Origin of the sequence: Streptococcus mitis (assembly GCF_003942775.1) — a bacterium.
Classification (GTDB): domain Bacteria; phylum Bacillota; class Bacilli; order Lactobacillales; family Streptococcaceae; genus Streptococcus; species Streptococcus mitis_CN.
On record NZ_RJNX01000002.1, the window covers coordinates 177,908 to 203,320 of the forward strand.

Genomic DNA, 25,413 nt, shown 5'->3' on the forward strand with positions numbered 1-25,413 from the left:
TTATAAAGTGATTGGTCTCTGTGTATGAAACACATCATTCATACAGATAGGAGAAACCAATGAAAACTACAAAAGAAAGATTAGCAACAGCTATTCATACATCTTTAAACGAAACTCTATCTTTTTATAAGACAAGTCTAACAGGCTTGACTGGGGAGCAGGTGGAGAAAAATCGTGACCTATATGGCGAAAATACCATCACAAAGGGTCAAGAAGACAGTATCCTCAAAAAGATTTACGAATCCATTATCAATCCTTTTACCATCATCTTGCTGGTCATCGCCGTGATTTCCTTGGTGACCAATGTCTGGTTGGCAAAACCAGGTCAAGAAGATCCGACAACTTCCATTATCATCGTTGTCCTAGTCCTCATTTCTGGTGGCATACGCTTTGTCCAAGAACTCCGTAGTGATAAGGCTGCGACCAATCTATCAAAAATGATTGTCAACACAGCGACTGTCATTCGTCAAGGAGAAATCCAAGAAGTACCTATCGATGATTTGGTAGTGGGTGACGTGGTTAAATTAAGCGCTGGAGACATGATTCCAGCAGATCTTCTTTTATTTGAGTCGCGCGATTTCTTTGTACAACAGTCGGGCTTGACAGGTGAAAGTGAATCGGTTGAAAAATTGGCCTTGACCAAGGCAATAGTTCAACAATCTGATAGTCTGCTAGAAGCAGAAGCGCTCGCCTTTATGGGAACCAATGTCTTGTCTGGTAGTGCCAAAGCCGTGGTTTTAGCAGTTGGTGATGATACCATGATGGGGGCCATTGAGCAGACTTTGAACACCTATGACGAGCCTACTTCGTTTGAGCGGGAGATGAATAGTATTTCTTGGCTCCTGATTCGCTTGATGTTGGTCATGGTGCCCATCGTTTTCTTGTCCAATGGTTTAACAGATGGTGACTGGCTGGAAGCTGGCGTATTTGCTTTGAGTGTTGGTGTTGGATTGACACCTGAGATGCTTCCTATGATTATCACGGCCAGTCTAGCAAAAGGCTCCATCATTATGGCCAAGGAAAAAGTGGTTATCAAGAAACTCAATGCCATACAGGACTTAGGGGCTATTGATATTTTGTGTACAGATAAGACAGGGACTCTAACCCAAGACGAAATTGTCCTTGAATATCCCTTGGACATCCACGGACGCTTGGATTTGACCGTCTTGAGACGAGCTTATCTCAATTCTTATTTTCAAACGGGCTTGAAAAATTTGATGGACAGAGCCATCATCAAACGGACTGAAAAGGAAGCCAAAGAACACACCCTCTTGCAAAATCTGGCTCAAACTTTTCAAAAAATAGATGAGCTCCCCTTTGATTTTGAACGTAGACGGATGAGTGTTATCGTTAAGGATGAACACGAAGTTGTTAGTTTGGTAACCAAGGGTGCCCTAGAGGAAATGTTGACGATTTCCAGTTATGCGGAATACCAAGGAGTGATTACTCCCTTGACAGATGTTATTAGAGAAGAAATTTTAGCAGAAGTCAGACAACTAAATCAACAAGGTTTGCGTGTCTTGGGAGTGGCCTATAAGTCAGGTTTGAGGGAAGGCCATGCCTATACAGTTGATGATGAAGGGGATATGATTCTAACTGGTTATTTAGCCTTCCTAGATCCTCCTAAACCATCTGCAGCACCAGCAATTAAGGCTCTGTTAGAACATGGGGTTCAAACAAAGATTTTGACGGGAGACAACGAAAAAGTTACCCAAGCAGTCTGTGAAAAGGTTGGTTTGGATATCAATCAGATGCTGTTGGGGTCTGAAATTGATCAGATGAGTGATCAAGAATTGGCCCAAGCCGTAGAGGAGGTAACAGTCTTTGCCAAACTTTCACCTGACCAAAAAGCGAGGATTATTTTGCAATTTAAGGCTAATGGTCATGCTGTCGGTTATATGGGAGATGGGATCAATGATGCTCCTTCTATGAAAGTTGCAGATGTGGGGATTTCTGTTGATACAGCAGTAGATATTGCCAAAGAAACAGCTGATGTTATCCTACTTGATAAGGATCTCATGGTGCTTGAAAAAGGACTTGTTGAAGGGCGTAAGGTCTATGCCAATATGACTAAATATATCAAAATGACAGTGAGTTCTAATTTTGGAAATATCTTATCCCTATTGGTCTCTGGAATCTTTTTGCCATTTTTACCAATGGCACCAGTCCATTTGATTATTCTAAATCTAGTCTATGATTTGTCTTGTATTGCCTTGCCTTTTGACAAGGTGGATAAAGATTTTTTGAGAAATCCGCATATATGGGAAGCTAAGTCCATCACACGTTTCATGGTTTGGATGGGGCCTATCTCTTCTGCCTTTGACATTTTGACCTTTATTTTGCTCTATTTTATCATTGTACCCATGACGACAGGTCAAGCCTATGTCCATGGAGCGGAGTCTGCTGTAGGATTTATTGTCTTGTTTCAGACAGGTTGGTTTATCGAGTCCATGTGGTCACAGACCATGGTTATCCATATGCTGCGTTCAGCCAAAATTCCCTTTTTACAAAGTCGTCCAGCTTGGCTAGTCCTTGTGACAACCCTATTGGCTGCAGCCTTTGTGACCTTCCTTCCCTACAGTCCACTAGCTAGCCTTCTCCATCTAACTCCTTTAAAATCGATTTATTTCATCTTTTTACTTTTCATCATTATTTTGTATATGATTAGTGTGACAATTGTGAAAAAAATCTATATCAAGAAATATCAAGAATGGCTGTAAATTTCATTTTGTCAAGAAAAAAGTACGAAAATGACGAAAAAAGTCAAAAAAATTTAAAAATAGGTCGCAAGTCGGATGTTTTTTATGGTATAATAGACTAAACTGATAGTAACATGTAGCGAAAGGGGTAGGTACATGATTAAAATTTATACAGTCTCAAGTTGTACTAGCTGTAAAAAAGCAAAAACCTGGCTCAATGCCCACCAGTTAAGTTATAAAGAACAAAACCTTGGTAAAGAAGGAATTACGAGAGAAGAATTACTGGATATTCTAACCAAAACAGATAACGGAATAGCCAGCATCGTTTCATCTAAAAATCGCTATGCCAAAGCCCTTGGAGTGGATATTGAAGATTTGAGCGTCAATGAAGTCCTCAATCTGATTATGGAAACGCCGAGAATTTTAAAGAGCCCAATCCTTGTAGATGAAAAACGCCTGCAAGTTGGCTATAAGGAAGACGATATTCGTGCCTTCCTACCACGCTCTGTCCGTAATGTAGAAAATGCAGAAGCACGTTTGCGTGCAGCTCTATAAACATCAAGGCTGGGAGCAACTCCCAGTCTTATTTTAATTTCAAAAAGAAAGAAGAAAGAAATGAAGAAAATAGTTCTTGTTAGTCTAGCTTTCCTTTTTGTCCTGGTTGGTTGCGGACAGAAAAAAGAAACTGGACCAGCTACAAAAACAGAAAAGGATACGCTTCAGTCGGCATTGCCAGTTATTGAAAATGCTGAGAAGAATACAGTTGTAACCAAGACTTTGGTTTTGCCAAAGTCAGATGATGGCAGCCAGCAAACCCAAACCATTACTTATAAAGACAAGACTTTTTTGAACCTAACCATTCAACAAAAACGTCCAGTCTCAGATGAGTTGAAGACTTATATCGACCAACATGGAGTGGAAGAAACTCAAAAAGCTCTTCTCGAGGCAGAGGAGAAAGATGAGTCTATCATAGAAGCTCGCAAATTAGCAGGATTTAAGCTTGAAACTAAACTATTGAGTGCAACTGAACTTCAAACAACGACTAGTTTTGATTTTCAAGTTTTGGATGTCAAGAAGGCTTCTCAGTTAGAATATTTGAAGAACATTGGTTTAGAAAATCTCTTGAAGAATGAACCAAGCAAATATATTTCAGACAGATTGGCAAATGGCGCGACAGAACAATAGAAAATCCAAATAAATAGACTGCCTGAATTGTAGAACGTAAGGAATTATGCTATAATGGTACTATTCTAAGGAAAGAGGGTGTTAGAATGGGATTTACTGAAGAAACAGTACGTTTTAAATTGGACGATTCCAATAAAAAAGAAATTAGCGAAACTCTGACTGATGTTTATGCTTCGTTGAACGATAAGGGCTACAACCCGATTAACCAAATCGTAGGTTACGTATTGAGTGGAGACCCTGCCTACGTTCCTCGTTATAATAATGCACGAAATCAAATCCGTAAGTATGAGCGCGATGAAATCGTTGAAGAATTGGTCCGCTACTACCTTAAAGGACAAGGAGTCGATCTATAACCTATGAGAATTATGGGATTGGACGTCGGTTCAAAAACGGTAGGGGTGGCTATTAGCGATCCGCTTGGTTTTACAGCTCAAGGACTTGAAATCATCCAAATCAACGAGGAGCAAGGCCAATTTGGTTTTGACCGCGTTAAAGAGTTGGTTGATACTTACAAGGTGGAACGATTTGTAGTGGGCTTACCTAAAAATATGAACAATACAAGCGGACCGCGCGTGGAAGCTAGTCAGGCATACGGAGCAAAGTTAGAAGAGCTTTTTGATTTACCAGTAGACTATCAAGATGAACGCTTGACAACAGTTGCCGCAGAGCGCATGTTAATTGAGCAAGCAGATATTAGCCGTAACAAGCGCAAGAAAGTCATTGATAAGTTAGCAGCTCAGCTGATTTTACAAAATTATTTAGATAGAAAATTTTAATACAAAGGAGAGGCTATGTCACACGATCATAACCACGACCACGAAGAACGTGAATTAATCACACTAGTAGATGAGCAAGGAAACGAAACCTTGTTTGAAATCCTTTTGACGATTGATGGAAAAGAAGAATTTGGTAAAAACTATGTTCTTCTAGTACCAGTTAACGCAGAAGAAGACGAAGACGGACAAGTTGAAATCCAAGCTTACTCATTCATCGAAAACGAAGATGGAACAGAAGGCGAATTGCAACCAATCCCAGAAGACTCGGAAGACGAATGGAACATGATTGAAGAAGTCTTCAACAGCTTTATGGAGGAGTAAAAACATCCAGTGGATGTTTTTAGCCCAGCTCTTTGTAACAAGAGAGAGCTGGTAAGTCCGGGGGATGTTTTTACCCCAAGTTAATATTCATAGTAGCTAGTTATTAGCTAACCAGGTGAGAGGTCGGGACGAAAATCCTGGCCTCGTTTTTGTTAGTTATGAGACTTTATTGAGGCAGTTGATTGAACCTGTAATTAAGGAGATGTATATGTTTGAAGTAGAAGAATGGCTCCATAGTCGGATTGGTTTGAATTTTCGATCAGGCTTGGGCCGAATGCAACAAGCGGTGGATTTGTTGGGGAATCCCGAGAAGTCTTATCCTATTATCCACGTAACAGGAACTAATGGAAAAGGATCTACCATTGCTTTTATGAGGGAGTTATTTATGGGGCATGGCAAAAAAGTTGCGACTTTCACCTCCCCTCATATCGTCTCTATCAATGATCGAATCTGCATTAACGGGCAACCAATAGCTGATGCAGACTTCATCCGTTTGGCTAATAAGGTCAAGGAGATGGAGAAAACGCTCCTGCAAACCCATGACCAGTTGTCTTTTTTTGAATTGCTGACCTTGATTGCTTTTCTTTATTTTAGAGAGCAAGCGGTGGATTTACTTTTACTAGAAGTGGGAATTGGTGGTTTACTAGACACGACCAATGTGGTAACTGGAGAGATTGCTGTCATCACTTCCATCGGACTTGATCATCAGGAGACTCTGGGTGACAGTATAGCAGCAATCGCAGAGCAGAAAGCTGGCATTTTTAAGGCTGGTAAAAAGGCAGTGATTGCGAAATTGCCTCCAGAAGCTAGACTTGTCTGTCAGAAAAAAGCCGAATCTTTAGCTGTTGACCTTTATCAGGCAGGTCAGGATTTTTCAATGCTGAATGGGGATTTTTCAAGCTCTTTGGCTAACCTTTCACAGTTGAAAATAGGTTTAGAAGGAACTTATCAGCAGGAAAATGCTGCCTTGGCGCTACAAACGTTTCTTCTCTTTATGAGAGAAGGAAAGGAAGCTGTTGATGAGCAGGTTGTAAGACAGGCTTTGGAGAAGACCCATTGGGCTGGCCGTTTGGAGCGTATTCGTCCTCAGATTTACTTGGACGGTGCTCATAACCTCCCTGCCTTGATTTGCCTGGTGGAGTTTGTCAAAGAAAAAGAGCAGGGAGGTTATCGTCCTCAAATCCTCTTTGGAGCCTTGAAACGGAAGGATTATCAAGGGATGTTGGCTTATCTGACTGAAAATTTACCTCAGGTGGAACTCAAGGTGACTGGTTTTGACTATCAAGGTTCTCTGGACGAGACAGATGTAACAGGTTACCATGCAATTCCCTCTTACCGAGAATTTATCAGCAGTTTTGAAGAAAGAGCCGATACCAAGGACCTGTTATTCATTACAGGGTCTCTCTATTTTATCTCAGAAGTACGGGGCTACCTGCTGGACCATGAGCAGATAAATTAACCACCTTTTTTAAACTTGTTATACTAGGGGAATTGCTGGTTAGAGAAAATTTCTCTAAATTGGTAGCATAAAGGAAATTCATCATGAAATTAAAAAGATTCACACTTTCTTTTGCTTCTTTAGCAAGTCTTAGTCTCTTAGTAGCTTGTTCACAAAGAACTCAACAAGTTCAACAACCAGTAGCTCAATCGCAAACTCAACAAACTCAACAATCACAAGCAACAGCTTCATCTTCTACAGAAAATAGCAACCAGGCAGCAACAAGTTCTTCACAAAATGCGCCTGAGGCTCAACCAACTAATATTGATGGAACTTATACTGGTCAGGACGAAGGAGACCGTATCACTTTAGTGGTGACTGGAACAACTGGTACCTGGACTCAGGTAGGAACTGACGGGGAACAAGAAATCAAACAGGTTAGTTTCGACGTTGCTAATCAACGCATGATTATTGGTGATGATGTCAAGATTTATGCAATCAATGGCAATCAGATGATTATCGACGATATGGATAGAGAAGCATCTGATCGCATTGTTTTATCAAAATAGACTAGAAGGAGACTGGATTTTTCGGTCTCTTTTGCTTTTGCTCAGAAAAATGATTATAAATACTTGCCTTCTACCGAATAACTGAGTTATACTAGTATTAATTACCTGTTTTTAGCATTCAAACTATCAAGGAGGGGATATGAAATATAGAAAATTTCAATTATTGATGTCCAAGTATGGCTTTAGTCTTTCGATTATGCTGCTTGAACTGTGTCTTGTTTTTGGTCTCTTTCTTTATTTAGGGCGTATGGCCCCTATTCTTTGGGTTATTCTCTTAATATTTATGAGTATGGCGACTATCGTAGCGATTGTCAATCGTTCCATGGCGCCTGAAAGCAAAGTGATGTGGTTAGTGGTAACTTTTGTTCCTGTTATTGGTCCTTTGCTCTATCTGATGTTTGGTGAAAGACGATTGTCCAAAAAAGAAATCAAGCAGTTGGACAAACTTGGTTCCATGCATTTTCGGGAGGATAACAGTAAAGCTCTCCGCCAGAAATTGAAGGAAGAGGATAAGGCGGCTTACGGAGTTATCAAATCTTTGCTAAGTATGGATAGCAATGCCGATGTCTATGATCGAACAGATTCACAATTCTTTTCTTCGGGTGAAAGCATGTGGCAACATATGTTGGAAGACCTCAAGAAAGCTGAGAAATTTATCTTTCTAGAGTACTATATTGTCGAAGAAGGTCTGATGTGGAATAGCATACTAGATATACTAGAGCAAAAGGCAGCTCAGGGTGTAGAGGTCAAGATGCTCTATGATGATATCGGCTGTATGGCGACTTTACCTGGAGACTATACTGTTCAGCTTCGTAGTCGAGGAATTGAAGCTCATAAGTTTAACAAGGTGATTCCTCGTTTGACGGTAGCTTATAATAATCGAGACCATCGTAAAATCCTTGTTATAGATGGTCAGGTAGCCTATACAGGAGGTATTAACTTAGCTGATGAGTACATCAACCATGTAGAACGCTTTGGCTATTGGAAGGACAGTGGGATTCGCTTAGATGGTCCTGGTGTCAAGGCTCTAACTCGTCTCTTTTTGATGACTTGGTACATCAATCGTGGGGAAATCAGCGATTTTGACCAGTATCACTTGGAAAATCAGCCTTGTTCTGGCCAAGGACTCTGTATTCCGTACGGTAGTGGACCCAAGCCCATCTTCCGTACTCAAGTAGGGAAAAAAGTCTATCAAAGTTTGATTAATCAGGCTACTGATTCAGTCTATATCACGACACCCTATTTGATTATTGACTATGATTTAACAGAGAGTATTAAAAATGCGGCCATGAGGGGTGTTGATGTCCGCATTGTGACCCCTTTCATTCCGGATAAAAAATTAATCCAACTCATCACGAGAGGGGCCTATCCGGATTTGTTGTCAGCAGGAGTCAGGATTTTTGAGTATAGTCCTGGCTTCATCCATAGTAAACAAATCCTAGTGGACAAGGACTTTGCTGCAGTTGGAACGATTAATTTAGATTATAGAAGTTTGCTTCATCACTATGAAGATGCAGTTTTGCTATATAAAACGGCATCAATCACAGAGATTCAAAAAGATTTTCAAGAGATTTTTTCAGCATCGCAAGAAATTTTCCCTCATACGATAAAAAATAGCTGGTATCAGAAATTGATTAAGGAAATTGCCCAGTTATTTGCCCCAATCTTATAAGAAATCTAGGACTGAGGACACAAACCAGTCCTATTTTTCTTGCCTTTTACGAATAAGAAGATGTAGGAGGAAAGATGCTGACTCAGAAAGAATTGGATTATATCATAACATTTAAACAGACGAATTTACATCGATTTCGGGAAATTGAAACCTTTGTGAAACTAAGCAAAAAATCACTCAAACAGCCATCGCAAGCTGACAATTTTAGGTCTTTTTGATATACTAAGACAGATAAATTGAATAGGAGAAACGACATGGCTGTATATGGCAGAATCGAAGAAGTATCCGAAACGATACAGAGTAATGAAATTGAAAATAGACTGGATAGGAATCTTGAATCTCATGTGGAAAAAGAAGAACAGGTAGCTTTCCCGTTTTTCAGACTCATCATTGGAAGTACGATTGCAACGGTTTTTTCTGTGGTGATACCTTTACTTTTAGATATGGTAAGTCCTTCTCAGGCGCAGGATTTGTATATAGGGTGGGCTTGGCATCAGGGAGGACAGCTTTACAGTAGCTATTATGCTAGTCACGGTCTTCTTTATTACTTGCTACTTTATATTACCCAAGGAGGCATTCTTTTTGCCTTGGTAGAATGGCTAGCTCTCTTAGGAGGAGGTTATTTCCTCTTTTCTTCGACAGAGTATTTGACGGGACAAAGGGAACAAGCCAAACAACTCCTAACCATATTTTATATTTTGGTATCTGGTCTCGGTTTTGGAGGAGGCTATGCTACGATTTTAGCTCTGCCATTCCTGTTTGCAGGATTTTCATTCATAGCAGCTTATCTATCAACTCCTAACCATGACAAGGGATTTCTACGTCTGGGGATTTTCTTGGCCCTATCATTTTTCATAGAGCCTCTTACAAGTCTTCTCTTTACTGCAGTAGTAACGATCGGTTTATTTGTCTTTAATGTTGGGCATGGTCGCCTTGCTCATGGAGTTTATCAGTTTTTTGCAGCGGCACTTGGCTTTTCTCTCATTTTTTATCCACTAGGCTACTATGTCCTTGCTTCAGGTAGTTTTGGAGGAACTATAGGGAGTCTTTTGTATCCGATTGATTCCCTTCAGGTCTTTACCAATCCTCAACTAATGGATCATCTTTTATTCTATGGTTTATTGACCTTTGGTTTAGGAGCTCTCTTCCTTGTTTTTCTAGGTTTGTTCCAATCAAAGGCATCAAGATCATATGTTATTTCAGTACCAGCTAGTTTTGCTTTCCTATTTGTATTAGCCTTGTTGCTTTTTTCTCAAGAACCTCTTCACGGTTCGCGTTTGATTCTAATCCTTCCATTTTTACTCCTTCTTTTGATGACCAGTATTCGTGGGAAACATTCAGCTAGAGGAGCTCGTCGTCGGAGAAGAGAAGATGTTCCTACTTTATGGAAAAAATTCATGAAAGGGAATCTCTACTTACCGATCCTAGTGGTGGTTTATCTGATTGCAATTCCTTTTGTAGCTCGTTTTATCTTACATCCAGCTTCCTATAGAGAACAACATCAAGTGGTAGATAGAGTCAAACAAGAGACGAGTGAGGGAGACCAAATTTATATTTGGGATTCACATGTTCAGATGTATAAAGAAAGCCAGCGTTTGGCTGGATCCATGTTCCCATCACCTCTTCTTTATACGAATACAGAAGAGAATAAAACTAGTTTAATCAATGACTTGAAAGAAAACCAACCTAAGGTGATTGTGGTAAACGACAAGGTGGCTCTCTGGTCTGAGGCGGAGACACTCTTAAAAGAAAATTACCAACAAGTAAAGACTGATTACTCAGAGTTTAAAGTCTATAAAATTAAATAACTAAATCAATATCTTGTGTATTTTTAAAAATTTTAGGATTTTTAACACAAGATATTGATTTTTCTTTTTAGAGTGGTATAATACTTTTTAGAAAGAACATTTTAGAAACGAGCATGTATATGATTGCACTAGAAGAAAAAATTACAATTTTGCCAACTCTCTTCGTCGAGAAACGAGATGGGAGACGTGTTGTATTTGATGTGGACAAGATTGACAAGGCTCTCCACAAGGCGGCTGACAAGGTTATGGATGTGACACCCTTGGTCGAAAAACGCCTCAATGCTCTGACTGAGCGAATTGTCACAGAAATTCATAGTCGTTTTCCAAAGGGGGTTAAGATTTACGAAATTCAAAATATCGTAGAACATGAACTCCTTGAAGCAAAAGAATATGCCTTGGCTGAGGAGTATATCACTTATCGGACACAGAGGGATTTTGAGAGATCAAAAGCGACAGATATCAACTTTAGTATCCATAAACTTCTCAACAAAGACCAGGCAGTTGTCAATGAAAATGCAAATAAAGACAGCGATGTCTTTAATACCCAGCGTGATTTGACAGCGGGTATTGTTGGGAAATCAATCGGACTGCAAATGCTTCCTAAGCACGTAGCCAATGCCCACCAAAAAGGGGATATCCACTATCACGATTTGGACTATAGTCCCTATACACCTATGACCAACTGCTGTTTGATTGATTTCAAGGGGATGTTGGAAAATGGTTTTAAGATTGGAAATGCAGAGGTAGAGAGTCCCAAGTCTATTCAGACTGCAACAGCTCAGATTTCGCAAATCATCGCCAACGTTGCTTCTAGCCAGTACGGAGGTTGTTCAGCTGACCGTATCGATGAAGTCTTGGCGCCTTATGCAGAGAAGAATTACCAAAAACACCTCAAAGATGCAGAAGAGTGGGTATTGCCTGAAAAACGGGAAGATTACGCTTGGAAGAAAACGCAAAAGGACATCTATGATGCCATGCAATCTCTCGAGTATGAAATCAACACTCTCTTCACTTCAAATGGACAAACACCTTTTACTTCGCTAGGTTTTGGTCTGGGAACCAATCGTTTTGAGCGTGAAATTCAAAAAGCTATCTTGAACATCCGAATCAAGGGCCTTGGTTCAGAACATCGAACAGCCATCTTCCCTAAACTTATTTTTACTCTGAAAAGAGGCCTTAACTTGGAAGAAGGGACTCCAAACTATGACATCAAGCAGTTGGCTCTAGAGTGTGCAACCAAGCGGATGTATCCAGACGTCTTGTCTTATGATAAGATTGTTGAGTTGACAGGTTCTTTTAAGGTTCCTATGGGTTGCCGTTCGTTTCTTCAAGGGTGGAAGGATGAAAATGGTGTCGAGGTCAATTCAGGTCGCATGAATCTGGGTGTTGTGACGGTTAACCTGCCTCGTATTGCTCTTGAGTCTGAAGGTGATATGAATAAGTTCTGGGAAATCTTCAACGAGCGAATGAACATTGCGGAAGATGCTCTGGTTTATCGTGTCGAACGAACCAAGGAAGCAACACCAGCAAATGCTCCTATCCTGTATCAATACGGTGCTTTTGGTCATCGTCTAGGTAAAGAAGAAAGTGTTGACCAGCTCTTTAAGAATCGTCGTGCCACAGTTTCGCTAGGCTATATCGGTTTGTATGAAGTAGCGACAGTTTTCTTTGGTAATAGCTGGGAACACAATCCAGCCGCCAAGGAATTCACGCTGGATATCATTCGTGATATGAAACGCCGTGTAGAAGAGTGGTCAGACCAATATGGTTATCATTTCTCAATTTATTCAACACCATCTGAAAGTTTGACAGACCGTTTCTGCCGACTAGATACAGAGAAGTTTGGCTCTATTCCTGACATCACAGACAAGGAATACTACACCAATTCTTTCCATTATGATGTTCGTAAAAATCCAACACCGTTTGAAAAATTAGACTTTGAGAAAGTCTATCCAGAAGCAGGTGCGTCAGGTGGTTTTATCCATTATTGTGAGTATCCAGTCCTTCAGCAAAATCCTAAGGCTCTGGAAGCTGTTTGGGACTATGCCTACGACCGTGTAGGTTATCTAGGCACTAATACTCCGATTGACCGTTGCTACAAGTGTGACTTTGAAGGGGATTTTGAACCAACTGAAAGAGGATTTGCTTGTCCAAACTGTGGCAATAGCGACCCTAAAACAGTAGATGTGGTCAAACGAACTTGTGGCTATCTAGGTAATCCTCAAGCAAGACCTATGGTCAACGGCCGTCACAAGGAAATCGCTGCGCGTGTCAAACATATGAATGGCTCAACGATTAAAATAGCTGGACATCAAGTAACAAATTAGAAAGAAATGAAATGGGAAAATATCAATTAGATGATAAGGGGCGCGCACAAGTGACCCGTTATCACGAGAAACACTCTAAAGGTGGAGCTGGTAAGAAAGAACGCTTGCTCAACCTCAGAGAACAATTTTTAAACAAGAATAAGAAAAAATAAAAGTGAGAGTCAGCTCTCGCTTTTCTCTTAGTGGGAGGTAAGGATGGAATTACGCAGACCGACAATAGTAGATAAGAAGGCTGTTATAGACATGATGGAGGAATTTGAAAAATATCAGTCGCTTCACGACGGTGGTTTCTGGGATACAGAAAATTTTTCTTATGAGGAATGGTTGGAAAGTAATCAGAATCAGGAAATGGGGATTAATTTGACTGAAGGATGGGTTCCCGCAATTCAGTTAGTAGCTTTTTCTGTGAAAGGTAAAGCAATTGGATTTCTTAATCTCCGGTTGCGTCTCAGTAACTTTTTACTAGAAGAAGGTGGCCACATTGGCTACTCCATTCGTCCATCAGAAAGAGGCAAAGGTTATGCTAAGGAAACTCTCCGTCAGGGCTTGCAAGTTGCTAAGGAAAAGAACATCAAGAAAGCTCTTGTGACCTGTAGCGTGAATAATCCTGCTAGCAGAGCAGTCATTCTAGCAAATGGTGGAATATTTGAGGATGCTCGTAATGGAGTCGAGCGTTATTGGATAGAGGTAGCGAATGAATAATCCAAAACCACAAGAATGGAAAAGCGAGGAACTCAGTCAAGGGCGTATCATCGACTACAAGGCCTTTAACTTTGTAGATGGAGAAGGCGTGCGTAATTCTCTCTATGTATCAGGCTGTATGTTTCACTGCGAGGGATGTTATAATGTTGCGACTTGGTCTTTTAATGCGGGCATTCCATACACTGCAGAGCTAGAAAAACAGATCATGGCAGATCTTGCTCAGCCCTATGTTCAAGGCTTGACTTTGTTGGGAGGAGAACCCTTTCTCAATACGGGTATTCTCTTGCCACTCGTTAAACGCATCCGAAAGGAATTGCCAGGTAAAGACATCTGGTCCTGGACGGGCTACACCTGGGAAGAAATGATGCTGGAGACACCAGATAAACTGGAACTCTTATCATTGATTGACATTCTTGTCGATGGACGATACGATCGAACTAAGAGAAATCTCATGCTCCAGTTTCGAGGTTCTTCCAATCAACGAATTATCGATGTGCAAAAATCTCTCAAAAGTGGGCAAGTAGTGATTTGGGACAAGCTTAATGACGGAAAAGAAAGCTATGAACAGGTGAAGAGAGAGTAACTTTCTTCCATAAAATACTTAAATAAATGACCCACCAAAAAAGAAAACATTTTCATGTTAAAAATTTTAAAAAAACAGCAACAAATCCCTTGCAATCGCAGGGGCTTTGTGTTATTCTATTATGGTGCTGTAAATTACAGCCTTAGCTTTGATGCAAGAGGTTGCGACACGCTCGGTTGCATTGCCACGCAACACCGCGTCGGTTTTCTTGTGGAGCTAGCCTATTATCTTAAATAGACGAAAAGGAGAAAAAGATGGCAAACAAAAAAATCCGTATCCGTTTGAAAGCTTACGAACACCGTACGCTTGACACAGCGGCTGCAAAAATCGTAGAATCAGCTACTCGTACAGGTGCGCAAGTTGCGGGTCCAATCCCGCTTCCAACTGAACGTAGCCTCTACACAATCATTCGTGCGACTCACAAATATAAAGATTCTCGCGAACAATTTGAAATGCGTACACACAAACGTTTGATCGATATCGTTAACCCAACTCAAAAAACAGTTGATGCTTTGATGAAATTGGATCTTCCAAGTGGTGTAAACGTAGAAATCAAACTTTAATCTAAAGCTTGATACCTTGAGCATAAAAAACGCTCGTTAAAAACTTTTTGAATAAAAAATATAGAAAAGGAACTATTTTCTCATGACAAAAGGAATCTTAGGGAAAAAAGTGGGAATGACTCAAATCTTCACTGAAGCTGGCGAATTGATCCCTGTAACAGTTATTGAAGCAACTCCAAACGTTGTTCTTCAAGTTAAAACTGTTGAAACAGACGGATACAACGCTATCCAAGTTGGTTTCGATGACAAACGCGAAGTATTGAGCAACAAACCTGCTAAAGGACATGTAGCGAAAGCTAACACGGCTCCTAAGCGCTTCATTCGTGAATTCAAAAACGTTGAAGGCTTGGAAGTTGGTGCTGAAATCACAGTTGAAACATTCGCAGTTGGAGACGTTGTTGACGTAACTGGTACTTCTAAAGGTAAAGGTTTCCAAGGTGTTATCAAACGCCACGGACAATCACGTGGACCAATGGCTCACGGTTCTCGTTACCACCGTCGTCCAGGTTCTATGGGACCTGTTGCACCTAACCGCGTATTCAAAGGTAAAAACCTTGCAGGACGTATGGGTGGCGACCGTGTAACAATTCAAAACCTTGAAGTTGTACAAGTTGTTCCAGAAAAGAACGTTATCCTTATCAAAGGTAACGTACCAGGTGCTAAGAAATCTCTTATCACTATCAAATCAGCAGTTAAAGCTGGTAAATAATAAGGAAAGGGGAATACAGTCAAAATGGCAAATGTAACATTATTCGACCAAACTGGTAAACAAGCGGGCGAAGTTGTTCTTAATGATGCAATCTTTGGTATCGAACCAAATGAATCTGTTGTGTTTGATGTGATCATCAGCCAACGTGCTAGCCTTCGTCAAGGAACTCACGCAGTTAAAAACCGCTCAGCTGTTTCAGGTGGCGGACGCAAACCATGGCGTCAAAAAGGAACTGGACGTGCTCGTCAAGGTTCTATCCGCTCTCCACAATGGCGTGGTGGTGGAATCGTCTTCGGACCAACTCCACGTAGCTATGCGTACAAACTTCCTCAAAAAGTTCGTCGCCTTGCGCTTAAATCTGTTTACTCAGAAAAAGTTGCTGAAAATAAATTTGTAGCCGTTGATTCTCTTGAATTCACAGCTCCAAAAACTGCTGAATTTGCAAAAGTTCTTGCAGCTTTGAGCATCGATTCTAAAGTCCTTGTTATTCTTGAAGAAGGAAACGAATTCGCAGCTCTCTCAGCTCGTAACCTTCCAAACGTGAAAGTTGCGACTGCTACAACTGCAAGTGTTCTTGACATCGCAAATAGTGACAAACTTCTTGTTACTCAAGCAGCTATCTCTAAAATCGAGGAGGTTCTTGCATAATGAATTTGTATGATGTTATCAAAAAACCTGTCATCACTGAAAGCTCAATGGCTCAACTTGAAGCAGGAAAATATGTATTTGAAGTTGACACTCGTGCACACAAACTTTTGATCAAGCAAGCTGTTGAAGCTGCTTTCGAAGGTGTTAAAGTTGCCAACGTTAACACAATCAACGTAAAACCAAAAGCTAAACGTGTTGGACGTTACACTGGTTTTACTAACAAAACTAAAAAAGCTATCATCACACTTACAGCTGATTCAAAAGCAATCGAGTTGTTTGCTGCTGAAGCTGAATAATCTAAGGAGGAAATATCGTGGGAATTCGTGTTTATAAACCAACAACAAACGGTCGCCGTAATATGACTTCTTTGGATTTCGCTGAAATCACAACAAGCACTCCTGAAAGATCATTGCTTGTTGCATTGAAGAGCAAGGCTGGTCGTAATAACAACGGTCGTATCACAGTTCGTCACCAAGGTGGTGGACACAAACGTTTCTACCGTTTGGTTGACTTCAAACGTAACAAAGACAACGTTGAAGCAGTTGTTAAAACAATCGAGTACGATCCAAACCGTTCTGCAAACATCGCTCTTGTACACTACACTGACGGTGTGAAAGCGTACATCATCGCTCCAAAGGGTCTTGAAGTAGGTCAACGTATCGTTTCAGGTCCAGAAGCAGATATCAAAGTCGGAAACGCTCTTCCACTTGCTAACATCCCAGTTGGTACTTTGATCCACAACATCGAGTTGAAACCAGGTCGTGGTGGTGAATTGGTACGTGCTGCTGGTGCATCTGCTCAAGTATTGGGTTCTGAAGGTAAATACGTTCTTGTTCGTCTTCAATCAGGTGAAGTTCGTATGATTCTTGGAACTTGCCGTGCTACAGTTGGTGTTGTCGGAAACGAACAACATGGACTTGTAAACCTTGGTAAAGCAGGACGTAGCCGTTGGAAAGGTATCCGCCCAACAGTTCGTGGTTCTGTAATGAACCCTAACGATCACCCACATGGTGGTGGTGAAGGTAAAGCACCAGTTGGTCGTAAAGCACCATCTACTCCATGGGGCAAACCTGCTCTTGGTCTTAAAACTCGTAACAAGAAAGCGAAATCTGACAAACTTATCGTTCGTCGTCGCAACGAGAAATAATATTAAACTAGTCGCTTAAGCAACTAGTAAATCCGCCAGCTCGGTAGCGCTCCATAGGAGCGCAAGCCGCTGTGGTACAACATTTAAAGGAGAAAATATAAAAATGGGACGCAGTCTTAAAAAAGGACCTTTCGTCGATGAGCATTTGATGAAAAAAGTTGAAGCTCAAGCTAACGACGAAAAGAAAAAAGTTATTAAAACTTGGTCACGTCGTTCAACGATCTTCCCAAGTTTCATTGGTTACACTATTGCAGTTTATGACGGACGTAAACATGTACCTGTTTACATCCAAGAAGACATGGTAGGTCACAAACTTGGTGAATTTGCACCAACTCGTACTTACAAAGGTCACGCTGCAGACGACAAGAAAACACGTAGAAAATAAGGAGAACATAAATGGCAGAAATTACTTCAGCTAAAGCAATGGCTCGTACAGTACGTGTTTCACCTCGTAAATCACGTCTTGTTCTTGATAACATCCGTGGTAAAAGCGTAGCCGATGCAATCGCAATCTTGACATTCACTCCAAACAAAGCTGCTGAAATCATCTTGAAAGTTTTGAACTCAGCTGTAGCTAACGCTGAAAATAACTTTGGTTTGGATAAAGCTAACTTGGTAGTATCTGAAGCATTCGCAAACGAAGGACCAACCATGAAACGTTTCCGTCCACGTGCGAAAGGTTCAGCTTCACCAATCAATAAACGTACAGCTCACATCACTGTAGCTGTTGCAGAAAAATAAGGAGGTAAAATCGTGGGTCAAAAAGTACATCCAATTGGTATGCGTGTCGGCATCATCCGTGATTGGGATGCCAAATGGTATGCTGAAAAAGAATACGCGGATTACCTTCATGAAGATCTTGCAATCCGTAAATTCGTTCAAAAAGAACTTGCTGACGCAGCAGTTTCAACTATCGAAATCGAACGCGCAGTAAACAAAGTTAACGTTTCACTTCACACTGCTAAACCAGGTATGGTTATCGGTAAAGGTGGTGCTAACGTTGATGCACTCCGTGCAAAACTTAACAAATTGACTGGAAAACAAGTACACATCAACATCATCGAAATCAAACAACCTGATTTGGATGCTCACCTTGTAGGTGAAGGAATTGCTCGTCAATTGGAGCAACGTGTTGCTTTCCGTCGTGCACAAAAACAAGCAATCCAACGTGCAATGCGTGCTGGAGCTAAAGGAATCAAAACTCAAGTATCAGGTCGTTTGAACGGTGCAGATATCGCCCGTGCTGAAGGATACTCTGAAGGAACTGTTCCACTTCACACACTTCGTGCAGATATCGATTACGCTTGGGAAGAAGCAGATACTACATACGGTAAACTTGGTGTTAAAGTATGGATCTACCGTGGTGAAGTTCTTCCAGCTCGCAAAAACACTAAAGGAGGTAAATAACCAATGTTAGTACCTAAACGTGTTAAACACCGTCGTGAATTCCGTGGAAAAATGCGCGGTGAAGCAAAAGGTGGAAAAGAAGTAGCATTCGGTGAATACGGTCTTCAAGCTACAACTAGCCACTGGATTACTAACCGCCAAATCGAAGCTGCTCGTATCGCCATGACTCGTTACATGAAACGTGGTGGTAAAGTTTGGATTAAAATCTTCCCACACAAATCATACACTGCTAAAGCTATCGGTGTGCGTATGGGATCTGGTAAAGGGGCACCTGAAGGTTGGGTAGCACCAGTTAAACGTGGTAAAGTGATGTTCGAAATCGCTGGTGTATCTGAAGAGATCGCTCGCGAAGCGCTTCGTCTTGCTAGCCACAAATTGCCAGTTAAATGTAAATTCGTAAAACGTGAAGCAGAATAAGGAGAAGGCATGAAACTTAATGAAGTAAAAGAATTTGTTAAAGAACTTCGTGGTCTTTCTCAAGAAGAACTCGCGAAGCGCGAAAACGAATTGAAAAAAGAATTGTTTGAACTTCGTTTCCAAGCTGCTACTGGTCAATTGGAACAAACAGCTCGCTTGAAAGAAGTTAAAAAACAAATCGCTCGTATCAAAACAGTTCAATCTGAAGCGAAATAATAGACTAGGGAAGGAGAAATTTCAATGGAACGCAATAATCGTAAAGTTCTTGTTGGACGTGTTGTATCTGACAAAATGGACAAGACAATCACAGTTGTAGTTGAAACAAAACGTAACCACCCAGTCTATGGTAAACGTATTAACTACTCTAAAAAATACAAAGCTCATGATGAAAACAATGTTGCCAAAGAAGGCGATATCGTACGTATCATGGAAACTCGTCCGCTTTCAGCTACAAAACGTTTCCGTCTTGTAGAAGTTGTTGAAGAAGCGGTCATCATCTAATCAAACCTGAAAGGAGAAAACTGAAATGATTCAAACAGAAACTCGTTTGAAAGTCGCAGACAACAGCGGTGCTCGCGAAATCTTGACTATCAAAGTTCTTGGTGGTTCAGGACGTAAATTTGCAAACATCGGTGATGTTATCGTGGCATCTGTAAAACAAGCTACTCCTGGTGGTGCGGTTAAAAAAGGTGACGTTGTTAAAGCAGTTATCGTTCGTACTAAATCAGGTGCTCGTCGTGCTGATGGTTCATACATCAAATTTGACGAAAACGCAGCAGTTATCATCCGTGAAGACAAAACTCCTCGCGGAACACGTATCTTTGGCCCAGTTGCACGTGAATTGCGTGAAGGTGGCTTCATGAAGATCGTGTCACTTGCTCCAGAAGTACTTTAATTTTTAGAAACAAACTAGTCCCCTGGATTTACCTCCAGGGTGCCCTTATGGGCGTAAGAAAAATCAAGGAGAAACCTAATGTTTGTAAAAAAAGGCGACAAAGTTCGCGTAATCGCTGGTAAAGATAAGGGAACAGAAGCTGTTGTCCTTACTGCCCTTCCAAAAGTAAACAAAGTTATCGTTGAAGGTGTTAACATCGTTAAGAAACACCAACGTCCAACTAACGAGCTTCCTCAAGGTGGTATCATCGAGAAAGAAGCAGCTATCCACGTATCAAACGTTCAAGTATTGGACAAAAATGGTGTAGCTGGTCGTGTTGGTTACAAATTTGTAGACGGTAAAAAAGTTCGCTACAACAAAAAATCAGGCGAAGTGCTTGATTAATCACGAAGGAAAGGAGAAGTATAATGGCAAATCGTTTAAAAGAAAAATATCTTAATGAAGTAGTTCCTGCTTTGACAGAACAATTCAACTACTCATCAGTGATGGCTGTGCCTAAAGTAGATAAGATCGTTTTGAACATGGGTGTTGGTGAAGCTGTATCAAACGCTAAAAGCCTTGAAAAAGCTGCTGAAGAATTGGCACTTATCTCAGGTCAAAAACCACTTATCACTAAAGCTAAAAAATCAATCGCCGGCTTCCGTCTTCGTGAAGGTGTTGCGATCGGTGCAAAAGTTACCCTTCGTGGTGAACGTATGTACGAATTCTTGGATAAATTGGTTTCAGTTTCACTTCCACGTGTACGTGACTTCCACGGTGTTCCAACAAAATCATTTGATGGACGCGGAAACTACACACTTGGTGTGAAAGAACAATTGATCTTCCCAGAAATCAACTTTGATGACGTTGACAAAACTCGTGGTCTTGACATCGTTATCGTAACAACTGCTAACACTGACGAAGAGTCACGTGCATTGCTTACAGGCCTTGGAATGCCTTTTGCAAAATAATATAGGAGGTAAATCTAATGGCTAAAAAATCAATGATTGCTAAGAACAAACGTCCAGCGAAGTTCTCTACTCAAGCTTATACTCGTTGTGAAAAATGTGGTCGTCCACATTCAGTTTACCGCAAATTTAAACTTTGCCGTGTTTGCTTCCGTGAATTAGCTTACAAAGGACAAATCCCTGGTGTAACAAAAGCATCTTGGTAATTCTAGCTTTCAATCTCGTCGTGATTCGTCGTTATCTGCTTTTGCCTAACTCAAGTTATGCCTGCAAGCAGATGCCTAGACTCACTTAGGAATTGAAACCTAGAAAACATATTCTGAGCCTAGCTCAATCATTAACTAGCAAGTGCAACTTGCAAACTACTAGTAAGAGGAGAAAAACAAAATGGTTATGACTGACCCAATCGCAGACTTCCTAACTCGTATTCGTAACGCTAACCAAGCTAAACACGAAGTACTTGAAGTACCTGCATCTAACATCAAAAAAGGGATTGCTGAAATCCTTAAACGCGAAGGTTTTGTAAAAAACGTTGAAATCATCGAAGATGACAAACAAGGCATCATCCGTGTATTCCTTAAATACGGACCAAACGGTGAAAAAGTTATCACTAACTTGAAACGTGTTTCTAAACCAGGACTTCGTGTCTACAAAAAACGTGAAGACCTTCCAAAAGTTCTTAACGGACTTGGAATTGCTATCCTTTCAACTTCTGAAGGTTTGCTTACTGATAAAGAAGCACGCCAAAAGAATGTTGGTGGTGAGGTTATCGCTTACGTTTGGTAATATTTAGCCCCCCAATTTCTTTGTGACTCTTCGTTATCGTCTCTTGCCTAACCCAAAGTTATGACTGCGAGACGATGCCTAGATTCACTTTGAAATTGAAACCTAAATGTTCCTTTAAATCGAGGAATCGATTTAACCCCGTGAAAACTGGCCGTTTAGGCCTGACAATCTAACAGGAGAAAATAAACATGTCACGTATTGGTAATAAAGTTATCGTGTTGCCTGCTGGTGTAGAAATCACTAACAATGACAACGTTGTAACTGTAAAAGGACCTAAAGGAGAACTTACTCGTGAGTTCTCAAAAGATATTGAAATCCGTGTGGAAGGTACTGAAGTAACTCTTCACCGTCCAAACGATTCAAAAGAAATGAAAACTATCCACGGAACTACTCGTGCCCTTTTGAACAACATGGTTATTGGTGTATCAGAAGGATTCAAGAAAGAACTTGAAATGCGCGGGGTTGGTTACCGTGCACAACTTCAAGGATCTAAACTTGTTTTGGCTGTTGGTAAATCTCATCCAGACGAAGTTGAAGCTCCAGAAGGAATTACTTTTGAACTTCCAAACCCAACAACAATCGTTGTTAGCGGGATTTCAAAAGAAGTAGTTGGTCAAACAGCTGCTTACGTACGTAGCCTTCGTTCACCAGAACCATATAAAGGTAAAGGTATCCGTTACGTTGGTGAATTCGTTCGCCGTAAAGAAGGTAAAACAGGTAAATAATGTTGAGTGGTTGAGTCTCAACCACCAACCTATTTTCCAACTTTGTGCATAGCACACGATTTAAAACTAAAGAGGTGAAAACTGTGATTTCAAAACCAGATAAAAACAAACTCCGCCAAAAACGCCACCGTCGCGTTCGCGGAAAACTCTCTGGAACTGCTGATCGCCCACGTTTGAACGTATTCCGTTCTAATACAGGCATCTACGCTCAAGTGATTGATGACGTAGCGGGTGTAACGCTCGCAAGTGCTTCAACTCTTGACAAAGAAGTTTCAAAAGGAACTAAAACTGAACAAGCCGTTGCTGTCGGTAAACTCGTTGCAGAACGTGCAAACGCTAAAGGTATTTCAGAAGTGGTGTTCGACCGCGGTGGATATCTATATCACGGACGTGTGAAAGCTTTGGCTGATGCAGCTCGTGAAAACGGATTGAAATTCTAATAGGAGGACACTAGAAAATGGCATTTAAAGACAATGCAGTTGAATTAGAAGAACGCGTAGTTGCTGTCAACCGTGTTACAAAAGTTGTTAAAGGTGGACGTCGTCTTCGTTTCGCAGCTCTTGTTGTTGTTGGTGACCACAACGGTCGCGTAGGATTTGGTACTGGTAAAGCTCAAGAAGTTCCAGAAGCAATCCGTAAAGCAGTAGATGATGCTAAGAAAAACTTGATCGAAGTTCCTATGGTTGGAACAACAATCCCACACGAAGTTCTTTCAGAATTCGGTGGAGCTAAAGTATTGTTGAAACCTGCTGTAGAAGGTTCTGGAGTTGCCGCTGGTGGTGCAGTTCGTGCCGTTGTGGAATTGGCAGGTGTGGCAGATATTACATCTAAATCACTTGGTTCTAACACTCCAATCAACATTGTTCGTGCAACTGTTGAAGGTTTGAAACAATTGAAACGCGCTGAAGAAGTTGCTGCCCTTCGTGGTATTTCAGTTTCTGATTTGGCATAAGAAAGGGGATAAAATGGCTCAAATTAAAATTACTTTGACTAAGTCTCCAATCGGACGCATTCCATCACAACGTAAAACTGTTGTAGCACTTGGACTTGGCAAATTGAACAGCTCTGTTATTAAAGAAGACAACGCTGCTATCCGTGGTATGATCACAGCAGTATCTCACTTGGTAACAGTTGAAGAAGTAAACTAATGAATTTTTAGGGGATGTGCACTATACCATCCCCTAAAACTAGATATAGTCATCTATGATGACGTCGTATAGGCGAGTTGATGGGGGAGACAACCTTTTCTCCCTTATCGGCGCTAGCATTTTACAAAAGAGGAGAAAATAAAAATGAAACTTCATGAATTGAAACCTACAGAAGGTTCTCGTAAAGTACGTAACCGCGTTGGTCGTGGTACTTCATCAGGTAACGGTAAAACATCTGGTCGTGGTCAAAAAGGTCAAAAAGCTCGTAGCGGTGGCGGAGTTCGCCTTGGTTTTGAAGGTGGACAAACTCCATTGTTCCGTCGTCTTCCAAAACGTGGATTCACTAACATCAACGCTAAAGAATACGCAATTGTGAACCTTGACCAATTGAACGTCTTTGAAGATGGTGCTGAAGTTACTCCAGTTGTTCTTATCGAAGCAGGAATTGTTAAAGCTGAAAAATCAGGTATTAAAATTCTTGGTAACGGTGAGTTGACTAAGAAATTGACTGTGAAAGCAGCTAAATTCTCTAAATCAGCTGAAGAAGCTATCACTGCTAAAGGTGGTTCAGTAGAAGTCATCTAAGAGAGGTGACCTATGTTTTTTAAATTATTAAGAGAAGCTCTTAAAGTCAAGCAAGTTCGATCAAAAATTTTATTTACAATTTTTATCGTTTTGGTCTTTCGTATCGGAACTAGCATTACAGTTCCTGGTGTGAATGCCAATAGCTTGAATGCTTTAAGTGGATTATCCTTCTTAAACATGTTGAGCTTGGTCTCAGGGAATGCCATGAAAAACTTCTCAGTTTTTGCTCTTGGTGTTAGTCCCTACATTACGGCCTCTATCGTTGTCCAACTCTTGCAAATGGATATTTTACCCAAGTTTGTAGAGTGGGGTAAACAAGGGGAAGTAGGTCGAAGAAAATTAAATCAAGCTACTCGTTATATTGCTCTTGTTCTAGCCTTTGTGCAATCTATCGGGATTACTGCTGGTTTTAATACTTTGGCTGGAGCTCAATTGTTGAAAACAGCTCTTACTCCACAAGTCTTTATCATGATTGGTATCATCTTAACAGCTGGTAGCATGATTGTGACGTGGTTGGGAGAGCAAATTACAGATAAGGGATACGGAAATGGTGTTTCTATGATTATCTTTGCTGGGATTGTTGCCTCAATTCCAGAGATGATTCAGGGCATCTATGTGGACTACTTTGTGAACGTCCCAAGTAGCCGTATCAACTCATCTATCATTTTCGTAATTATTTTGATTATTACTGTATTGTTGATCATTTATTTTACAACTTATGTTCAACAAGCAGAATACAAAATTCCAATCCAATATACTAAGGTTGCACAAGGTGCTCCATCTAGCTCTTACCTTCCTTTGAAGGTAAACCCTGCTGGAGTTATCCCTGTTATCTTTGCAAGTTCGATTACTGCAGCGCCAGCGGCTATTCTTCAGTTTTTGAGCGCTACAGGTCATGATTGGGCTTGGGTAAGAACAGCACAAGAAATGCTGGCAACAACTTCACCAACTGGTATCGCCATGTATGCTTTGTTGATTATTCTCTTTACATTCTTCTATACGTTTGTGCAGATTAATCCTGAAAAAGCGGCAGAAAACCTACAAAAGAGCGGTGCCTATATCCATGGAGTTCGTCCTGGTAAAGGTACAGAAGAATATATGTCTAAACTTCTTCGTCGTCTTGCAACAGTTGGTTCCCTCTTCCTTGGTGTGATTTCCATTTTACCGATTGTAGCAAAAGATGTTTTCGGACTTTCAGAAGCAGTTGCTTTTGGAGGAACAAGTCTTTTGATCATTATCTCTACAGGTATTGAAGGGATCAAACAATTGGAAGGTTACCTATTGAAACGTAAGTATGTTGGTTTCATGGACAGAACAGAATAAAAGCATTTACGGAATCAGTAAATGCTGAGGGAG

36 protein-coding genes are annotated in these 25,413 nt (G+C 40.8%); all 36 read left to right on the plus strand.

Features of this window, described 5'->3' with window-relative positions; translation table 11 throughout:
* Positions 1–59 precede the first annotated feature (59 nt).
* The 36 genes from mgtA (at position 60) to secY (ending at position 25,380) form a co-directional block, all read left to right on the plus strand.
* On the plus strand, positions 60–2,720 hold the full coding sequence (gene mgtA, locus D8848_RS03370; RefSeq protein ID WP_045612372.1) for a magnesium-translocating P-type ATPase: 2,661 nt from the start codon (positions 60–62) through the stop codon (positions 2,718–2,720).
* A 135-nt stretch (positions 2,721–2,855) separates the two neighbouring features.
* Entirely contained in the window at positions 2,856–3,254 is a 399-nt protein-coding gene (gene spx / locus D8848_RS03380; protein ID WP_000591165.1) for a transcriptional regulator Spx, read from the plus strand.
* A 60-nt stretch (positions 3,255–3,314) separates the two neighbouring features.
* Positions 3,315–3,884 carry an SP0191 family lipoprotein gene (locus D8848_RS03385; RefSeq protein ID WP_000725132.1) on the plus strand — a complete coding sequence of 190 codons (570 nt, stop codon included), beginning with the start codon at positions 3,315–3,317 and terminating at the stop codon, positions 3,882–3,884.
* A gap of 86 nt (positions 3,885–3,970) precedes the next feature.
* Positions 3,971–4,237 (plus strand): IreB family regulatory phosphoprotein, encoded by a 267-nt coding sequence (locus D8848_RS03390; protein ID WP_000507059.1) that lies wholly within the window; start codon positions 3,971–3,973, stop codon positions 4,235–4,237.
* A 3-nt stretch (positions 4,238–4,240) separates the two neighbouring features.
* Complete coding sequence (ruvX, locus tag D8848_RS03395) at positions 4,241–4,660, plus strand: Holliday junction resolvase RuvX (RefSeq protein WP_033628869.1); 420 nt, start codon at positions 4,241–4,243, stop codon at positions 4,658–4,660.
* Between the two features lie 15 nt (positions 4,661–4,675).
* Positions 4,676–4,981: a DUF1292 domain-containing protein gene (locus tag D8848_RS03400; RefSeq protein WP_000017620.1), complete on the plus strand. Its 306-nt coding sequence runs from the start codon at positions 4,676–4,678 to the stop codon at positions 4,979–4,981.
* 208 nt (positions 4,982–5,189) lie between these two features.
* On the plus strand, positions 5,190–6,440 hold the full coding sequence (locus D8848_RS03405) for a folylpolyglutamate synthase/dihydrofolate synthase family protein (RefSeq protein WP_045612371.1): 1,251 nt from the start codon (positions 5,190–5,192) through the stop codon (positions 6,438–6,440).
* Positions 6,441–6,523: 83 nt separating this feature from the next.
* Positions 6,524–6,988, plus strand: a complete 465-nt coding sequence (locus D8848_RS03410) for an SP_0198 family lipoprotein (protein ID WP_045612370.1) — start codon at positions 6,524–6,526, stop codon at positions 6,986–6,988.
* Between the two features lie 139 nt (positions 6,989–7,127).
* Positions 7,128–8,660 (plus strand): cardiolipin synthase, encoded by a 1,533-nt coding sequence (cls, locus tag D8848_RS03415; protein WP_125443302.1) that lies wholly within the window; start codon positions 7,128–7,130, stop codon positions 8,658–8,660.
* A gap of 254 nt (positions 8,661–8,914) precedes the next feature.
* On the plus strand, positions 8,915–10,468 hold the full coding sequence (locus tag D8848_RS03425) for a damage-inducible protein CinA (RefSeq protein WP_125443304.1): 1,554 nt from the start codon (positions 8,915–8,917) through the stop codon (positions 10,466–10,468).
* Positions 10,469–10,587: 119 nt separating this feature from the next.
* Positions 10,588–12,795: an anaerobic ribonucleoside-triphosphate reductase gene (gene nrdD / locus D8848_RS03430; protein WP_185756844.1), complete on the plus strand. Its 2,208-nt coding sequence runs from the start codon at positions 10,588–10,590 to the stop codon at positions 12,793–12,795.
* 11 nt (positions 12,796–12,806) lie between these two features.
* On the plus strand, positions 12,807–12,947 hold the full coding sequence (locus D8848_RS03435; protein WP_000521618.1) for a hypothetical protein: 141 nt from the start codon (positions 12,807–12,809) through the stop codon (positions 12,945–12,947).
* 43 nt (positions 12,948–12,990) lie between these two features.
* The gene (locus D8848_RS03440) at positions 12,991–13,497 is read left to right on the plus strand and encodes a GNAT family N-acetyltransferase (protein WP_125443306.1); all 507 of its coding nucleotides are present in this window, start codon (positions 12,991–12,993) and stop codon (positions 13,495–13,497) included.
* Positions 13,490–14,080 (plus strand): anaerobic ribonucleoside-triphosphate reductase activating protein, encoded by a 591-nt coding sequence (gene nrdG, locus D8848_RS03445; RefSeq protein WP_084930662.1) that lies wholly within the window; start codon positions 13,490–13,492, stop codon positions 14,078–14,080. Before D8848_RS03440 ends, nrdG begins: the two co-directional genes overlap by 8 nt.
* A 254-nt stretch (positions 14,081–14,334) precedes the next feature.
* Complete coding sequence (gene rpsJ / locus D8848_RS03450; RefSeq protein ID WP_001284513.1) at positions 14,335–14,643, plus strand: 30S ribosomal protein S10; 309 nt, start codon at positions 14,335–14,337, stop codon at positions 14,641–14,643.
* Positions 14,644–14,725: 82 nt separating this feature from the next.
* Positions 14,726–15,352: a 50S ribosomal protein L3 gene (rplC, locus tag D8848_RS03455; RefSeq protein ID WP_084926326.1), complete on the plus strand. Its 627-nt coding sequence runs from the start codon at positions 14,726–14,728 to the stop codon at positions 15,350–15,352.
* Between the two features lie 24 nt (positions 15,353–15,376).
* Entirely contained in the window at positions 15,377–16,000 is a 624-nt protein-coding gene (gene rplD / locus D8848_RS03460) for a 50S ribosomal protein L4 (protein WP_000024547.1), read from the plus strand.
* Entirely contained in the window at positions 16,000–16,296 is a 297-nt protein-coding gene (locus tag D8848_RS03465; RefSeq protein WP_001055347.1) for a 50S ribosomal protein L23, read from the plus strand. Before rplD ends, D8848_RS03465 begins: the two co-directional genes overlap by 1 nt.
* Positions 16,297–16,313: 17 nt before the next feature.
* Positions 16,314–17,147, plus strand: coding sequence for a 50S ribosomal protein L2 (rplB, locus tag D8848_RS03470; protein WP_084926327.1), 834 nt, complete (start codon positions 16,314–16,316; stop codon positions 17,145–17,147).
* Between the two features lie 103 nt (positions 17,148–17,250).
* Positions 17,251–17,532: a 30S ribosomal protein S19 gene (rpsS, locus tag D8848_RS03475; RefSeq protein ID WP_000533766.1), complete on the plus strand. Its 282-nt coding sequence runs from the start codon at positions 17,251–17,253 to the stop codon at positions 17,530–17,532.
* An 11-nt stretch (positions 17,533–17,543) separates the two neighbouring features.
* Complete coding sequence (rplV, locus tag D8848_RS03480) at positions 17,544–17,888, plus strand: 50S ribosomal protein L22 (RefSeq protein ID WP_000818137.1); 345 nt, start codon at positions 17,544–17,546, stop codon at positions 17,886–17,888.
* A 12-nt stretch (positions 17,889–17,900) separates the two neighbouring features.
* On the plus strand, positions 17,901–18,554 hold the full coding sequence (rpsC, locus tag D8848_RS03485; RefSeq protein ID WP_000529936.1) for a 30S ribosomal protein S3: 654 nt from the start codon (positions 17,901–17,903) through the stop codon (positions 18,552–18,554).
* Positions 18,555–18,557: 3 nt separating this feature from the next.
* Positions 18,558–18,971 (plus strand): 50S ribosomal protein L16, encoded by a 414-nt coding sequence (rplP, locus tag D8848_RS03490; protein ID WP_000960946.1) that lies wholly within the window; start codon positions 18,558–18,560, stop codon positions 18,969–18,971.
* Between the two features lie 9 nt (positions 18,972–18,980).
* Complete coding sequence (gene rpmC / locus D8848_RS03495) at positions 18,981–19,187, plus strand: 50S ribosomal protein L29 (protein ID WP_000772918.1); 207 nt, start codon at positions 18,981–18,983, stop codon at positions 19,185–19,187.
* Between the two features lie 24 nt (positions 19,188–19,211).
* A complete protein-coding gene (gene rpsQ, locus D8848_RS03500) occupies positions 19,212–19,472 on the plus strand; it encodes a 30S ribosomal protein S17 (RefSeq protein WP_000440801.1) in 261 nt (86 codons plus the stop codon).
* 25 nt (positions 19,473–19,497) lie between these two features.
* Positions 19,498–19,866 carry a 50S ribosomal protein L14 gene (rplN, locus tag D8848_RS03505; protein WP_000616545.1) on the plus strand — a complete coding sequence of 123 codons (369 nt, stop codon included), beginning with the start codon at positions 19,498–19,500 and terminating at the stop codon, positions 19,864–19,866.
* Positions 19,867–19,944: 78 nt separating this feature from the next.
* The gene (gene rplX / locus D8848_RS03510) at positions 19,945–20,250 is read left to right on the plus strand and encodes a 50S ribosomal protein L24 (RefSeq protein ID WP_000497691.1); all 306 of its coding nucleotides are present in this window, start codon (positions 19,945–19,947) and stop codon (positions 20,248–20,250) included.
* A 23-nt stretch (positions 20,251–20,273) separates the two neighbouring features.
* Positions 20,274–20,816, plus strand: coding sequence for a 50S ribosomal protein L5 (gene rplE, locus D8848_RS03515; RefSeq protein ID WP_000013542.1), 543 nt, complete (start codon positions 20,274–20,276; stop codon positions 20,814–20,816).
* A gap of 17 nt (positions 20,817–20,833) precedes the next feature.
* Positions 20,834–21,019, plus strand: a complete 186-nt coding sequence (locus D8848_RS03520) for a type Z 30S ribosomal protein S14 (RefSeq protein WP_001085697.1) — start codon at positions 20,834–20,836, stop codon at positions 21,017–21,019.
* 181 nt (positions 21,020–21,200) lie between these two features.
* Entirely contained in the window at positions 21,201–21,599 is a 399-nt protein-coding gene (gene rpsH / locus D8848_RS03525) for a 30S ribosomal protein S8 (RefSeq protein WP_000245504.1), read from the plus strand.
* Positions 21,600–21,787: 188 nt separating this feature from the next.
* On the plus strand, positions 21,788–22,324 hold the full coding sequence (gene rplF, locus D8848_RS03530; RefSeq protein ID WP_000086624.1) for a 50S ribosomal protein L6: 537 nt from the start codon (positions 21,788–21,790) through the stop codon (positions 22,322–22,324).
* 83 nt (positions 22,325–22,407) lie between these two features.
* Entirely contained in the window at positions 22,408–22,764 is a 357-nt protein-coding gene (rplR, locus tag D8848_RS03535) for a 50S ribosomal protein L18 (protein ID WP_000624044.1), read from the plus strand.
* A 17-nt stretch (positions 22,765–22,781) separates the two neighbouring features.
* Positions 22,782–23,276 (plus strand): 30S ribosomal protein S5, encoded by a 495-nt coding sequence (gene rpsE, locus D8848_RS03540; protein WP_000874202.1) that lies wholly within the window; start codon positions 22,782–22,784, stop codon positions 23,274–23,276.
* Positions 23,277–23,289: 13 nt separating this feature from the next.
* A complete protein-coding gene (gene rpmD / locus D8848_RS03545) occupies positions 23,290–23,472 on the plus strand; it encodes a 50S ribosomal protein L30 (protein WP_000057241.1) in 183 nt (60 codons plus the stop codon).
* Positions 23,473–23,616: 144 nt separating this feature from the next.
* The gene (rplO, locus tag D8848_RS03550) at positions 23,617–24,057 is read left to right on the plus strand and encodes a 50S ribosomal protein L15 (protein ID WP_125443307.1); all 441 of its coding nucleotides are present in this window, start codon (positions 23,617–23,619) and stop codon (positions 24,055–24,057) included.
* Between the two features lie 12 nt (positions 24,058–24,069).
* Entirely contained in the window at positions 24,070–25,380 is a 1,311-nt protein-coding gene (secY, locus tag D8848_RS03555; protein ID WP_000465403.1) for a preprotein translocase subunit SecY, read from the plus strand.
* The last annotated feature ends 33 nt before the right edge of the window (positions 25,381–25,413 follow it).

What these genes read in the sequence shown, in the direction of transcription:
- rpmC (WP_000772918.1), top strand. Translation starts at nt 18,981, where the DNA reads ATGAAACTTAATGAAGTAAAAGAATTTGTTAAAGAACTTCGTGGTCTT.
- rplF (WP_000086624.1), top strand. Translation starts at nt 21,788, where the DNA reads ATGTCACGTATTGGTAATAAAGTTATCGTGTTGCCTGCTGGTGTAGAA.
- ruvX (WP_033628869.1), top strand. Translation starts at nt 4,241, where the DNA reads ATGAGAATTATGGGATTGGACGTCGGTTCAAAAACGGTAGGGGTGGCT.
- D8848_RS03465 (WP_001055347.1), top strand. Translation starts at nt 16,000, where the DNA reads ATGAATTTGTATGATGTTATCAAAAAACCTGTCATCACTGAAAGCTCA.
- rplP (WP_000960946.1), top strand. Translation starts at nt 18,558, where the DNA reads ATGTTAGTACCTAAACGTGTTAAACACCGTCGTGAATTCCGTGGAAAA.
- rpsQ (WP_000440801.1), top strand. Translation starts at nt 19,212, where the DNA reads ATGGAACGCAATAATCGTAAAGTTCTTGTTGGACGTGTTGTATCTGAC.
- rplV (WP_000818137.1), top strand. Translation starts at nt 17,544, where the DNA reads ATGGCAGAAATTACTTCAGCTAAAGCAATGGCTCGTACAGTACGTGTT.
- nrdD (WP_185756844.1), top strand. Translation starts at nt 10,588, where the DNA reads ATGATTGCACTAGAAGAAAAAATTACAATTTTGCCAACTCTCTTCGTC.
- rplC (WP_084926326.1), top strand. Translation starts at nt 14,726, where the DNA reads ATGACAAAAGGAATCTTAGGGAAAAAAGTGGGAATGACTCAAATCTTC.
- D8848_RS03440 (WP_125443306.1), top strand. Translation starts at nt 12,991, where the DNA reads ATGGAATTACGCAGACCGACAATAGTAGATAAGAAGGCTGTTATAGAC.
- cls (WP_125443302.1), top strand. Translation starts at nt 7,128, where the DNA reads ATGAAATATAGAAAATTTCAATTATTGATGTCCAAGTATGGCTTTAGT.
- D8848_RS03405 (WP_045612371.1), top strand. Translation starts at nt 5,190, where the DNA reads ATGTTTGAAGTAGAAGAATGGCTCCATAGTCGGATTGGTTTGAATTTT.
- rpsS (WP_000533766.1), top strand. Translation starts at nt 17,251, where the DNA reads ATGGGACGCAGTCTTAAAAAAGGACCTTTCGTCGATGAGCATTTGATG.
- rpsH (WP_000245504.1), top strand. Translation starts at nt 21,201, where the DNA reads ATGGTTATGACTGACCCAATCGCAGACTTCCTAACTCGTATTCGTAAC.
- rplX (WP_000497691.1), top strand. Translation starts at nt 19,945, where the DNA reads ATGTTTGTAAAAAAAGGCGACAAAGTTCGCGTAATCGCTGGTAAAGAT.
- D8848_RS03385 (WP_000725132.1), top strand. Translation starts at nt 3,315, where the DNA reads ATGAAGAAAATAGTTCTTGTTAGTCTAGCTTTCCTTTTTGTCCTGGTT.
- rplD (WP_000024547.1), top strand. Translation starts at nt 15,377, where the DNA reads ATGGCAAATGTAACATTATTCGACCAAACTGGTAAACAAGCGGGCGAA.
- secY (WP_000465403.1), top strand. Translation starts at nt 24,070, where the DNA reads ATGTTTTTTAAATTATTAAGAGAAGCTCTTAAAGTCAAGCAAGTTCGA.
- rpsJ (WP_001284513.1), top strand. Translation starts at nt 14,335, where the DNA reads ATGGCAAACAAAAAAATCCGTATCCGTTTGAAAGCTTACGAACACCGT.
- D8848_RS03410 (WP_045612370.1), top strand. Translation starts at nt 6,524, where the DNA reads ATGAAATTAAAAAGATTCACACTTTCTTTTGCTTCTTTAGCAAGTCTT.
- D8848_RS03435 (WP_000521618.1), top strand. Translation starts at nt 12,807, where the DNA reads ATGGGAAAATATCAATTAGATGATAAGGGGCGCGCACAAGTGACCCGT.
- nrdG (WP_084930662.1), top strand. Translation starts at nt 13,490, where the DNA reads ATGAATAATCCAAAACCACAAGAATGGAAAAGCGAGGAACTCAGTCAA.
- D8848_RS03520 (WP_001085697.1), top strand. Translation starts at nt 20,834, where the DNA reads ATGGCTAAAAAATCAATGATTGCTAAGAACAAACGTCCAGCGAAGTTC.
- rplN (WP_000616545.1), top strand. Translation starts at nt 19,498, where the DNA reads ATGATTCAAACAGAAACTCGTTTGAAAGTCGCAGACAACAGCGGTGCT.
- rplE (WP_000013542.1), top strand. Translation starts at nt 20,274, where the DNA reads ATGGCAAATCGTTTAAAAGAAAAATATCTTAATGAAGTAGTTCCTGCT.
- D8848_RS03390 (WP_000507059.1), top strand. Translation starts at nt 3,971, where the DNA reads ATGGGATTTACTGAAGAAACAGTACGTTTTAAATTGGACGATTCCAAT.
- rpmD (WP_000057241.1), top strand. Translation starts at nt 23,290, where the DNA reads ATGGCTCAAATTAAAATTACTTTGACTAAGTCTCCAATCGGACGCATT.
- rpsE (WP_000874202.1), top strand. Translation starts at nt 22,782, where the DNA reads ATGGCATTTAAAGACAATGCAGTTGAATTAGAAGAACGCGTAGTTGCT.
- D8848_RS03400 (WP_000017620.1), top strand. Translation starts at nt 4,676, where the DNA reads ATGTCACACGATCATAACCACGACCACGAAGAACGTGAATTAATCACA.
- mgtA (WP_045612372.1), top strand. Translation starts at nt 60, where the DNA reads ATGAAAACTACAAAAGAAAGATTAGCAACAGCTATTCATACATCTTTA.
- D8848_RS03425 (WP_125443304.1), top strand. Translation starts at nt 8,915, where the DNA reads ATGGCTGTATATGGCAGAATCGAAGAAGTATCCGAAACGATACAGAGT.
- rplO (WP_125443307.1), top strand. Translation starts at nt 23,617, where the DNA reads ATGAAACTTCATGAATTGAAACCTACAGAAGGTTCTCGTAAAGTACGT.
- spx (WP_000591165.1), top strand. Translation starts at nt 2,856, where the DNA reads ATGATTAAAATTTATACAGTCTCAAGTTGTACTAGCTGTAAAAAAGCA.